We start from the raw sequence: 10,665 nt of genomic DNA, 5'->3' as shown, positions 1-10,665 counted from the left end.
CTGCCCGACTGACCCTTGCTGGATGTCCTTTGGGTCATCTATGGTCTGGGGTAGCCGATCGGCTACCCCAGTTAGGCCGACGGCGAGGAGGCAGATCCGTGCAGATTCTCGCTGAGGCCGAGGACCTACCCAAGGCCGCCAACATCAAGACCCAGCTGATCAGCCTGTGGACCGCGCCCGCCTTCGGGGTCGTGCTGCTGATCGCTTTTCTGGCCTTTCCTGGATTCTTTCCGCCAATGTCGCCCGGCATGACCGCCGAGCAGGTCGCGAAGTTCTACAGCGATCACACGGCGCTGATCCGGTTCAGCATGATCACCTTCAACCTGTGCGGGATCATGTTGCTGCCGTTCTTCATGGTGATCGTCGTCCAGATGAAGCGGATGGCCACTCAAAGTCACGTATTCGCGTATTGCTACCTCACCGCGGCGGTCAGCGGGGCAACCCTGTTCGCGCTGGCTGACATCTTCTACCTGGTCGCGGCATTTCGGCCCGACCGCAGTCCCGAACTGGTCATGCTTCTGAACGACATGGCGTGGATGATCTTCATCGCACCCGTGGGCGCATTCGTCGGCATGAACCTATTGCTCGGCGCCGCAGTCTATTTCGATGACGGACCCAAGCCGGTGTTTCCGCGGTGGGTCGGGCATTACGCCATTGCGACGGCGATGGCGATGGCTCCGGCCGCGGGTGCCGCGGTCTTCGCCGCCGGGCCGTTGGCCTGGAATGGTGTGGTGTCCTTCTGGCTTCGCAACGGGGCATTCGCGTTGTTCGTGGTGGTGATGTTTTTCGTGTTGCGGAATGTGCTGCACAGGCAGGCAGTGGATGAGGGTGTCGCGACATGAGCAGCACGATCTCTGCCCAGTCGTCATCGGGCGCGGACGCGGCCAGTGCTGGCCGAGTGCCACGAGCAGGCAAACGTGATGTCTGGCTTGTGTTTTGGATCGTCCCGGCGTTCTATACCGCATTCGGGGTGATCTTTTTCGCGCTGGCCCGAGTGATGCCGCCCCCGCGGCCCGACGTGGCAGGCGATCAGATAGTGCACTTCTTTCACGCACATGGGCTGACCATCAAGATCGGTTTCGGCATTCTGGTGCTGATCGTCGGCGGCGCCGGGATAGCCAACGGCATCGTCGCCTATCACATGAAGCGGATGACGGTTGGATCGGTGATGGCCTACGGCTATCTCGGCGCGATGTCCGTCGGCGCGCTGCCGGGATGCCTGCTGGTTGCGTTCTGCTTCTTGACCGCGGTGTACCGGCCGGGCCGTAATCCGCAGATACTTGCCCTGCTCTACGACCTCGGGCTGCTGTCCTACGTTGGATCGCTCGGGTGCTTCTCGACTGCCTACTTCGCGTTCGCGGTGGCGATCCTGTACGACAAGAACCAAATCTTCCCCAAATGGCTGGCCTACGTATCGGTTTGGCAGATCGTCACCGAAATCATGGCGATGCCGGTATTCGTCTCCAAGGCGGGGCCGTTTGCGTGGAACGGGTCGATCGCATTCTGGTTGGGAGTGGTGGTTTTCGGCTTTTGGCTCAGTTGCGTGATCGTCTTCTTGATGAAGGCAACCGAACGCCAGCCGGTCGACGAGCCACCTCTGGATTGAACGTCTAGGACGACTGAATGGTGAATGCAGAGCAGACCGCGCCCGCGCACCAGCGCACGCTGCACATGCCCGGCGACGGCCACATGTGGGTGATGGTTCTAGGCGATCTGATCGTTTTCGGTGCCTATTTCATCATCTTCATGGTCTACCGCGCGATGAAGCCGCAGGAGTTCTTGGCTTCCCAACAGCATCTCAACATCAACATCGGCGTGCTCAACACGTTGGTGCTGCTCGCCAGTTCCTGGTTCATCGCGCGCAGTGTGCAGGCCGCGCGCGCCAACGACCATTCCCAGGCGCAGCGCCTGACCTATCTCGGGGGCCTGTGTGGAGTTGCATTCATTCTGATCAAAGCCTACGAATGGTCGACGGAAATTGCTGCGGGATACACCATTTCGACCAACGAATTCTTCATGTTCTATTACATGCTCACCGGTGTGCACCTGTTCCATGTCTCACTTGGCCTGCTCATCCTGAGCATCACGTTGCGCGAATTGCGCAACCCTCGTCGGCGCCGGCTGTTCATGGCCGAAGCCGGAGCCACCTACTGGCACATGGTCGACCTGCTGTGGATCGTTATCTTCGCCCTGCTCTACGTGATGAGGTGAGCTCGTGACTACGACCGCTGCGCGCACAACCACCTATGCCTGGATTATCTTGTCCGCGATCACCATTGTCTCGTGGTGGTTGGCGCCCGGTCATACCCGGGGGGCAGCTGTGGCCAGTGTGCCGATCACCGTCGCCGTCGTCTTGCTCGGATTCATCAAGGGACGCATGATCATCCGGTACTTCATGGAAGTGCGAACAGCTCCCCTGTGGCTCAAGCTGTTCACCGATGCGTGGCTGGTTATCTTGTGGGCCGGCGTGCTGGCGATTTATCTGTACTGAATTCGGGCTACCCGGACACCTGTTGCGCCAGTGCCCAGGCGGCGTCGGCCATGCTTCGATAGCGCTCGCGATACTCGGTTGTACTGGCCCGTGCATCGGCGGCGTTGCCGTCTACCCCGCGCCGCCACACGCCCGCGGTGATGGAGGCCAGCCGGAACATCGAAAACACCACGAACACGTCAAGCGACTCCGGCGGTTTGCGCCCCGCGTACCCGCAGTAGGTTTCGACAAAAGTCTGTTGGTCGGGAAGCCCAGTGCCAGTGAGGGTCTCGCCGAGCACCCCGGTCAGGCCGCCCGGTCCCCCGGGGACGTGGTAGGTCACGCAGAAATAGCCCAAGTCGGCCAGCGGGTTACCGATCGTCGCCAGCTCCCAGTCCAGCACGGCTACCACCCGAGGCTCGGTTGGGTGCAGCAAGACGTTGCCCAGACGGTAGTCGCCGTGCGCGATGCACGCAGGCGCATCGTCGGGCGGCAGGTGGTCTGGCAGCCATTGCGCCAACAGGTCCATCGCCGGCATGTCCTCCATGCGCGCCGCCTGCCACTGTCGAGTCCACAGCGCCACCTGACGTTGCATGTAGCCCTCTGGCCGGCCGAACCCGTCCAGCCCTGCGGCGCGCCAATCCACCCGATGCAATGCCGCAAGGACGCGCGCGAGATCTTCATATACCGCGGCACGGTGTGCGGGGGAACATTCGCGCATCACCCGGTCGGGAAAAACTCGACCCTCAACGTGATCCATCACGAAAAACGGTGTGCCGATGATGGTTTCGTCCTGACACAGCAGCTGCATGAGCGGCACCGGCACATCGGTCTCGGCCAACGCGGCCATGACACGGTGTTCGCGCTCGACCTCGTGCGCGCGGGGCAACAACTTGCCCGGTGGCTTCTTGCGCAGCACGTATTCACCGCCGGAAGTGCGCAGATGATAGGTGGGGTTGCTCTGTCCGCCTTGAAACTGACGAATTTCGAGGTGACCGTCGAAACCCGGCAGCCGCCCATGCAAATACCGCGCCAAACCCGCCTCATCGAAGCGGTGTGCGGGCAGCACCGGTATCAGCTCGGCCATTCCCTCCATCTGTTGCCCCTTGTCGACGCATGCTCTCTTGGAGTCGCCCAAACCTTAATACCCTTGACCGCAGGCCGGCCTTCAATACGTGCCGGGCGTCGACGACGCGCAATAGGGTCGGAGGATGGACATCTCTTGCGCGTTCGCGACCTCGTCCGATACCCCGGCACATGTGCAGCTGGCCGAAACGCTCGGCTACCGGCGAGCGTGGCTCTATGACTCCCCGGCGCTTCAGTCCGACGTGTGGATGGTCCTTTCGCGGTGTGCTGAACGCACGTCGCGCATCGGCCTCGGGCCGGGCGTGCTCGTTCCCAGCCTGCGCCATCCGATGGTCAACGCCGCCGCGATCGCCGAGCTGGTGGACCAGGCGCCGGGTCGCGTCGCAGTGGCCGTCGGATCGGGCTTCACTGGTCGGTTCGCGCTGGGCAAGCGGCCCATGCCGTGGCGCCAGGTTGCCGAATACGTCCGATGCTTGAGGACGCTTTTGGCCGGCGAGACCGCCGAGTGGGATGGCGCGAAAATCCGCATGCTGCACGCGCCCGGCTTCGGCGCGAAGCGACCGGTCAATGTCCCGATCCTGATCGGCGCGGACGGCCCGAAGGGACTGGCAGTGGCGGCCGAACTGGGCGACGGTGTGTTCTCGGCCGCCGTTCCGCAACCCGATGCCGTCAAGGTGGCCGACTGGAGGGCGCTGCTGTCCTTCGGCACGGTGCTCGACGAGGGTGAGGAGCTGACCTCTGCTCGGGTCGTCGACGCCGCGGGGCCCAGCGCGGTAGTGCTTTACCACGTCGTGTACGAGCGCGGGGGCGCCGCCGCGGTTGACGGCCTACCGGGCGGCCGCGAATGGCGTGCGGCGGTCGAGGCCTGTCCGGAGACCGAGCGGCATCTCGCAATCCATGAGGGGCATCTGGTCAAGGCCAACCCGCGGGACGAGCCGCACGTCGCCGACCTCATACCGTTGGCCAGCGCCGCGGCTCTGGTGGGCACACCGCAGCAAGTGTCGGAGCGTGTTGCCGGACTTGGCACTCATGGCGTCACCGAACTCGTCTATCAGCCCGCCGGATCCGACATCGAGCGCGAACTCCGCGCGTTTGCGGCTGCGACCGGCCTTCAGGACTGACAGGCGCGGCGCAGGTTACGGTGTGGTGATGATTGCCGAAGCAATAGTCACGGCCTTGCTTGCCGCGCTTTTTGCGTTTGCCGGTCTGATCAAGCTTTTCGGGGTCCGGCAATCGCTCGCAATCCGGGACCATCTCGGCGTTAAGCCCGCGCAATGGCGGGTGATCGGGCTGCTCGAGCTGGCCGGTGTCACCGGTGTGTTGGTGGGTCTGGCCTGGGCGCCGATCGGCGTCGCCGCCGCCATCGGGCTTTGTCTGCTTGCGTTGGGCGCCATCGTTTTTCACGGCCGCGCATCAGACAGTGCCACTGACACGGCTCCAGCGGTGATCGGCCTGGGCCTGGCCGTCGCGACCGTCATCCTGCAGTCCGTCTAACGAATCAGACGGTCGCGACGAATCCGCCGTCAATGCGGTAGTCATCTCCCGTGATATTTCCGGCGCGGTCGCTAGCCAGGAAGACAACCAGGTCAGCGACTTCTTCAGCAGTGCTGAACCGCCCTGTCGGCGTGGAGCTTGCGAGCTCCGCCCTGACCTCGTCGGCCGTCTGGCCGTTAGCTGCGGCGAGCTCGTCGGCCACCCCGCCCTGCTCGATAAACCGCTCGGTCGACACCGGGCCCGGACTAACCGAATTGACACGAATGTTCTTCGGCCCCAGATCTTTTGACAATGCCTTTGCAAAGTTTGCGACGGCCGCCTTGGCGGCGCAGTAGTCGTAGGTATTGGCACCGGGAAGGTACGCGTTGATTGAGCTGACGATGACGATGGAACCGCCGCCGCGCCGCTCGATCTCCGGCAGCGCCGCGCGGGTCGGTCGCACCACCGCCATGAGGTTCAGATCCCAGGACGCCCGCCAATCGTCGTCGGAAATGCTGGCGAGACCACCCGGGCGGACCGTGGCACTCGCCGACGTTGTTGATCAATACGTCGATTCCGCCGCGGTAGGTCGCTGCCGCGATTAATTCTTCGGCGGCGCCGGGCTGGGTGAGGTCCACGGACACGAACGACACCTGCCCACTCTCTTCCAGCAGGGGCAGTTGCTTACCAGGGGTCCGTGACCCGGCGACGACATGTGTGCCCGCATCGACGAGGGCCTTGGTGATCGCGAGACCGATACCCTTGCTGGCCCCGGTGACGACGGCAATCTTCCCCGACAGATGCAGATCCATGTGCGCTCCTTCATCTGTCGGACGACGCTACTGGAACGATATCCACTCTCCGGCACGTAGCATCCCCTATATGAGAAGGACTTTCGTCGTTACATTGGCGTTCGGTGTGATCCTCGCATTGTTCGGTCTGATCTGGGCGCTGCAGGGATTCGGCGTGCTAGGTGGCAGCCCGATGAGCAACACCACGACCTGGTCCATCATCGGTCCGATCACGGCGCTGATCGGCATCGTCATTGCCGTATTCAGTTGGCGGAAGCTCTCGTCGAAATAGCGCTTCATGGCTCCGCCACGGTGAAGTCCACCGTGTGCCAGCCGGTGGCGCCGTCTGGGACGGGACCCACCTGATTTTTGGTTTGGACAGCGCCGGTGTTGTCGGCGGCGCGCACGGTGATGGTGTGTTTCCCAGGGCTTTTCGCCTGCCAGGGGAAGCTCCACAACCGCCACGTCTGGTTGGAATAGCTCGCGCCCGGTAGAGCGGGCTGCCACGCGCCATCGTCGATAAGGACCTCCACGGCCCGCACGCCACGATTCTGTGCCCACGCGACACCGCCAAAGACCACCGGTCCGATCGGTACCTTCTGACCATCTCTGGGCACGTCGATCCGCGACTCGGTCTTGATAGGTGCACGCGGTGCCCAGCCCTGCCGCGTCCAGTACGCCTTTGCTCTGTCGAAGCGGGTTAGCTCCAGCTCGACGACCCACTTGGTTGCCGACACGTACCCGTAGAGTCCGGGTACCACCAGCCGGGCCGGGTAGCCATGCTCGATTGGCAGCGGCTCACCGTTGAGTCCGACCGCCAGGAGCGCGTCGCGGCCATCGGTGAGCGCATCCACTGGCGTGCCGGCGGTGAACCCGTCGATCGACGTCGAGAGCACCATATCGGCGTCCGCGTGTACACCGGCCGCCGCCAGCAGATCGGCCACTCGATAGCCTGTCCATACGCCTGTCGAGATCAGTTTGCCTCCAACAGGATTCGATACGCAGGTTAACGTCGTTACTTTTTCGACGACTTCGAAGTTGGCGAGATCGTCGAAGCTGTAGGTGGCTTCGCGGTCCACCATGCCGTGGATGTGCAGCCGCCAGTCGCCGTGGCTGAGTTGGGGAACACTGAGTGCGGTGTCCACCCGGTAAAAGTCGGCGCTGGCGGTGACAAAGCTTGGTAGCGCAACGCCGTTCGGCTGCACTGCAGCAGGTATCGGGGGCGCCGGCGTGCGCGGCCGGGGAAGTGCGAAGCTGTTGCGGTCGGCGGCTACCGAATGCGCCAACCGCGTGATGACCGCACCGGCCACGCCGCTCACCACTCCGAATCCGAGCAATCCCAACATGACAAACCTGCGCCTGCCGGTGTCCGGCACGTCGTCGCCGACTTTGTCTTCAGGGCCTGCCGGGCCTGGCGAGAACCGACGGGTGAGCAAGCGTAGGGCCGCGACGCCGCAGGCCGCGCCCGCGGCAGTGGGGATGATGTCGAGTGCTGTGCTACCCGATCGTGACAGCACTGCAATGCATCCGAGGACGCCCGCCGCGGCGATCGCGGCGCTACCGAGCGGGCGGCGCCGCGTCTCGAACGTCCCGGCGATTGCACCGATCGCGGCGATCACCACGAGCACGGCGACGGCAAGGAAGAGTTTGTCCAGCGCGCCCAGCGTCTGAATCGCCCATTCTTTGATAGGCCCCGGCGTCAGGTCGACGACCGCTGAGCTGATCGCATTACGGGCATCGGCCCGCGCACCAAACGGGATGCCCACCAACTGGGCCACCCCGAGCGACACGGATGCGGCGGCGACCCCGGCAATCATCCGCTCATTGGAGGGGACGACGGCCATCGGAGTTACTGTACTCGCGTTCCCGTCAACGGCCGGAAACAGCTTGCCGTGCAGGCGAACCCGCGTACGGTGGTTCTACGTCGTTGCCATTGGAGGGTGTTTATGCCCGATTCACTGCCCGGTCCTCGTCTGCGCCAGGTGGCGTTAGTCGCCCACGATTGCGAGAAGACCGCCGCTGCTCTCCAGCAGACCTTTGGCTGGCCGGACCCGTTCCATGATCCGGGGGTCGGCGAGTTCGGGCTGATCAACGCGGTGTTTCCGGTGGGCGACACCTTCGTAGAAGTCGTCTCTCCCGCGCAGGACGGCACCACCGCGGGGCGCTACCTGGCCCGCCGCGGGTCAGACAGCGGCTACATGGCGATATTCCAGATGCCCTCGCTCGAGGAGGCCCGCCGGCGGGTGGCCGATCTGGGAGTCCGCGTGGTCTGGAAGGTTGACCTCGAGGACATCGCCGGCACCCACCTGCACCCCAAGGACATCCCCGGGGCGATCGTGTCCCTCGACTGGGCATCGCCCACCGGCTCGTGGCGCTGGGCGGGGCCAGCATGGTCGGGGGCCGTGCCCGATCACCCGGCCGGCGGGATCGCCGGCATCACGGTCGCGGTGGAAGAACCGGCCCCGGCGGCTCAGCGGTGGGCCGGGGTTCTTGGGCTCGACGCGGAGGTAGACGGCGGGTCAGTCGTGGTCCGGCTGGACTCGGCCGGCCAAGCCTTGCGGTTCGTCTCGGCTGCGGACGGCCGGGGCGAAGGCATCATTGAAGTCTGGTTGACACCGGGCCTGGGGGGCTTGGCCGACGGTGACGGGCCGGTCGTCGAGATGGCCGGAGTGCGTTTCGTGGTGGGTGCGCCGTGACGGCCCTCGATACAGGATCCGAAGACCTTTTGGCCGAGGTGGACGAAGGCGTAGCGGTGATCACCATGAATCGGCCCACGCGGCGGAACGCCTTCTCCGACGAGATGCTCGCGGCGTTGGGGCGAGTCCTGGCGGAGGTCGAAGTCAGCGATGAGGTCGGGTGCGTGGTGCTGACCGGAGCGGGGAGTGCCTTCTCGGCCGGAGGCGACGTCAAGGCCATGGCAGACCGCGGATCTTCAGGCGGGCCTTCGATACCAGTGGACGTGGCGATCCACCGCCAGCGGCTGAACCAGCAGGCGACCAGTGGGAAGCTGTGGCGGATGCCCAAACCGACGATCGCCCAGGTTCCCGGCCCGGCGGCCGGCGCGGGCTTGGCGCTGGCCTTGGCGTGCGATCTCAGGTATGCGGCCGACACGGCCATCTTCACCACCGCGTTCGCCCGCGTCGCCTTTGCCGGCGACTACGGCGGTACCTGGTTTTTGACCAGGCTGGTCGGCCCGGCCAAGGCCAAGGAGCTGTACTACTTCTCGGAGCGGCTGACGGCGGATCAGGCCGAGGGGTTGGGTTTGGTCAACGCGGTGTTCCCGGCGGGCGACCTCGAGAAGGAGGTGATGGACCGGGCCCGGAGGCTGGCCCAGGGTCCGTCGATCACCTACCGCTATATCAAGGAGAATCTCAACCGGGCGGTGCACGGAAGCCTTGAGGAGTGCATGGACCTTGAGGTCACGCATCACATACACACCGGGCTTACCGAGGATCACCGTGAGGCAGCTCTGGCGTTCGTCGAGAAGCGGGAGCCGCGCTTTCGCGGTCGTTGAACTGCGTTACGTGCTCGCGAAAGTTGGTTATTTCGAACCGATTTCGTCCTGGTACTTCTTGGTCATGTGCGCGACGGCCTGGTTCTGCGACTCCGCGAGACCTTCCCGTGCTTCGCTGGCACGGGCAGCGGCATCCAGCGTGGGCTGCGCTTGGCCTTGGAAATGCGGCATCACTTCGGTGGCGAACAGTTCGGCTGACCGTTTGGTCGCCGCCGGATTGGCCCACTCGTGATGCATTTGCAGCATGCAGCCGAACCCGCCGGATTGATCCCACATCCGCTGTACCTGTTCCCGCGCGTGCTCGGGCGTGCCGATCACACCGGCGCCGTTGTCGTTGATGACGTCGATCATTTCGTTGATCTGCTCGCCGGGCATGGTCATCTGCGGGAACGCGGCCACCTTCTGGAAGTACCGGAACCACGCCTCGAGGCCGAATTTCACTTCCTCACGGGCTTGCTTGTCGGTTTCGGCGATATGGAACGGCCCAACTAGGCTCCAATTTTTGCGATCGACCTGGGTTCCGAATACCGCCGCGCGCTCTTCCACGATGTCCCAGTGATATTGCAACGCGTTGAAGCCCTCGATAGTCAGCGTCGCCCCGATGGACAGCAAGCCAATGCCGTGCTTGCCGGCCAACCGCGCGCCCGTCGGCGAGGCAACCGCGGCCACGGCCAGCGGGATACCGTCCTCGGAGTACGGCGAGAGTTGCAGCTGGGCGTCGAATAGTTGATGCGTGGCGGTTTTCGCGCTGACCGTCTCCCCCGCTAGCAGCCGAACGACGATGTCGAGGTTGGTTTCCAGCAGTTCACGGGTGTCGGTCGGGGTCAGCCCGATCATCGACGAGTCGCTGGGCAGCGAACCCGGGCCCACGCCGCCGATGATGCGGCCGTGGGTGAGGTGATCCAGCATCATCAACCGGTCGGCGACCCAGAGCGGGTTGTGGTAGGCGAGCGAGATGACGCCGGTGCCGAGCTTGATCCACTTGGTCCGTTCCGCGGCGGCGGCGATGAAGATCTCCGGCGAGGCGATCAGCTCGGTGCCTGCCGAGTGATGCTCGCCAATCCACGCCTCGTCGAAGCCGAGCGCATCGAGGTGTTCGACGAATTCGAGATCTCGCTGCAACGCCAGTGTCGGGTTGGTGCCGGCGCGGTGAAACGGTGCGATGAAATATCCGAACCTGAGCTTGGCCATCGAAGGTCCCCTAGCAGTCGAGTTGCGGAGAACCTTAGACCTGCCAAGCAACCGGCGGGCAGCGAACCCGCGACTAGCTCAGCCGTGCTGGCCGATCACGGCCAGCCGCCGCATCCGACGCCGGGCACGCAGCCGTGGCC

At 64.3% G+C, this 10,665-nt stretch carries 13 protein-coding genes and 1 pseudogene; 9 read left to right on the top strand and 5 right to left on the bottom strand.

Going from position 1 to position 10,665, the window contains the following annotated elements; translation table 11 throughout:
• Positions 1-98: 98 nt before the first annotated feature.
• The 4 genes from WBF82_RS12460 to WBF82_RS12445 are packed head-to-tail and all read left to right on the top strand — an operon-like array spanning position 99 to position 2,491.
• Positions 99-842 (top strand): hypothetical protein, encoded by a 744-nt coding sequence (locus WBF82_RS12460; RefSeq protein WP_424383331.1) that lies wholly within the window; start codon positions 99-101, stop codon positions 840-842.
• Entirely contained in the window at positions 839-1,606 is a 768-nt protein-coding gene (locus tag WBF82_RS12455) for a hypothetical protein (RefSeq protein ID WP_424383330.1), read from the top strand. Before WBF82_RS12460 ends, WBF82_RS12455 begins: the two co-directional genes overlap by 4 nt.
• Before the next feature lie 17 nt (positions 1,607-1,623).
• The gene (locus tag WBF82_RS12450) at positions 1,624-2,211 is read left to right on the top strand and encodes a cytochrome c oxidase subunit 3 (protein WP_424383329.1); all 588 of its coding nucleotides are present in this window, start codon (positions 1,624-1,626) and stop codon (positions 2,209-2,211) included.
• 4 nt (positions 2,212-2,215) lie between these two features.
• The gene (locus WBF82_RS12445) at positions 2,216-2,491 is read left to right on the top strand and encodes a cytochrome C oxidase subunit IV family protein (RefSeq protein WP_424383328.1); all 276 of its coding nucleotides are present in this window, start codon (positions 2,216-2,218) and stop codon (positions 2,489-2,491) included.
• Between the two features lie 7 nt (positions 2,492-2,498).
• On the opposite strand, the gene WBF82_RS12440 is transcribed toward WBF82_RS12445, so the two are convergent.
• Positions 2,499-3,566, bottom strand: coding sequence for a phosphotransferase family protein (locus WBF82_RS12440; RefSeq protein WP_424383327.1), 1,068 nt, complete (start codon positions 3,564-3,566; stop codon positions 2,499-2,501).
• Positions 3,567-3,681: 115 nt separating this feature from the next.
• Here WBF82_RS12440 and WBF82_RS12435 point away from each other — a divergent pair, with 115 nt between their 5' ends.
• Both WBF82_RS12435 and WBF82_RS12430 read left to right on the top strand, forming a co-directional pair.
• Positions 3,682-4,677, top strand: a complete 996-nt coding sequence (locus WBF82_RS12435; RefSeq protein ID WP_424383326.1) for an LLM class flavin-dependent oxidoreductase — start codon at positions 3,682-3,684, stop codon at positions 4,675-4,677.
• Positions 4,678-4,705: 28 nt separating this feature from the next.
• Positions 4,706-5,050, top strand: coding sequence for a DoxX family protein (locus tag WBF82_RS12430; RefSeq protein ID WP_424383325.1), 345 nt, complete (start codon positions 4,706-4,708; stop codon positions 5,048-5,050).
• Positions 5,051-5,054: 4 nt separating this feature from the next.
• On the opposite strand, the gene WBF82_RS12425 is transcribed toward WBF82_RS12430, so the two are convergent.
• A complete protein-coding gene (locus WBF82_RS12425; protein ID WP_424383332.1) occupies positions 5,055-5,510 on the bottom strand; it encodes an SDR family oxidoreductase in 456 nt (151 codons plus the stop codon).
• Between the two features lie 124 nt (positions 5,511-5,634).
• A pseudogene (locus WBF82_RS12420) lies at positions 5,635-5,841 on the bottom strand (SDR family NAD(P)-dependent oxidoreductase); the annotation flags it as partial.
• Positions 5,842-5,911: 70 nt separating this feature from the next.
• Here WBF82_RS12420 and WBF82_RS12415 point away from each other — a divergent pair.
• The gene (locus WBF82_RS12415; protein ID WP_424383324.1) at positions 5,912-6,112 is read left to right on the top strand and encodes a hypothetical protein; all 201 of its coding nucleotides are present in this window, start codon (positions 5,912-5,914) and stop codon (positions 6,110-6,112) included.
• Positions 6,113-6,116: 4 nt separating this feature from the next.
• On the opposite strand, the gene WBF82_RS12410 is transcribed toward WBF82_RS12415, so the two are convergent.
• The gene (locus WBF82_RS12410) at positions 6,117-7,664 is read right to left on the bottom strand and encodes a molybdopterin-dependent oxidoreductase (protein ID WP_424383323.1); all 1,548 of its coding nucleotides are present in this window, start codon (positions 7,662-7,664) and stop codon (positions 6,117-6,119) included.
• 102 nt (positions 7,665-7,766) lie between these two features.
• Between WBF82_RS12410 and WBF82_RS12405 the strand changes: the two genes are divergently transcribed.
• Together WBF82_RS12405 and WBF82_RS12400 are read left to right on the top strand one after the other, a co-directional pair.
• Positions 7,767-8,516, top strand: a complete 750-nt coding sequence (locus WBF82_RS12405; protein ID WP_424383322.1) for a hypothetical protein — start codon at positions 7,767-7,769, stop codon at positions 8,514-8,516.
• Positions 8,513-9,334, top strand: a complete 822-nt coding sequence (locus WBF82_RS12400; protein ID WP_424383321.1) for an enoyl-CoA hydratase — start codon at positions 8,513-8,515, stop codon at positions 9,332-9,334. The genes WBF82_RS12405 and WBF82_RS12400 overlap by 4 nt, the downstream gene beginning before the upstream one ends.
• 27 nt (positions 9,335-9,361) lie before the next feature.
• On the opposite strand, the gene WBF82_RS12395 is transcribed toward WBF82_RS12400, so the two are convergent.
• Complete coding sequence (locus WBF82_RS12395) at positions 9,362-10,525, bottom strand: LLM class flavin-dependent oxidoreductase (RefSeq protein WP_424383320.1); 1,164 nt, start codon at positions 10,523-10,525, stop codon at positions 9,362-9,364.
• Positions 10,526-10,665 lie beyond the last annotated feature (140 nt).

The sequence above is a fragment of the Mycobacterium sp. genome (genome assembly GCF_049673265.1).
Lineage (GTDB): Bacteria > Actinomycetota > Actinomycetes > Mycobacteriales > Mycobacteriaceae > Mycobacterium.
The sequence above is the reverse complement of the archived record's forward strand: the minus strand, read 5'-3'. Positions and strand labels throughout refer to the sequence as shown.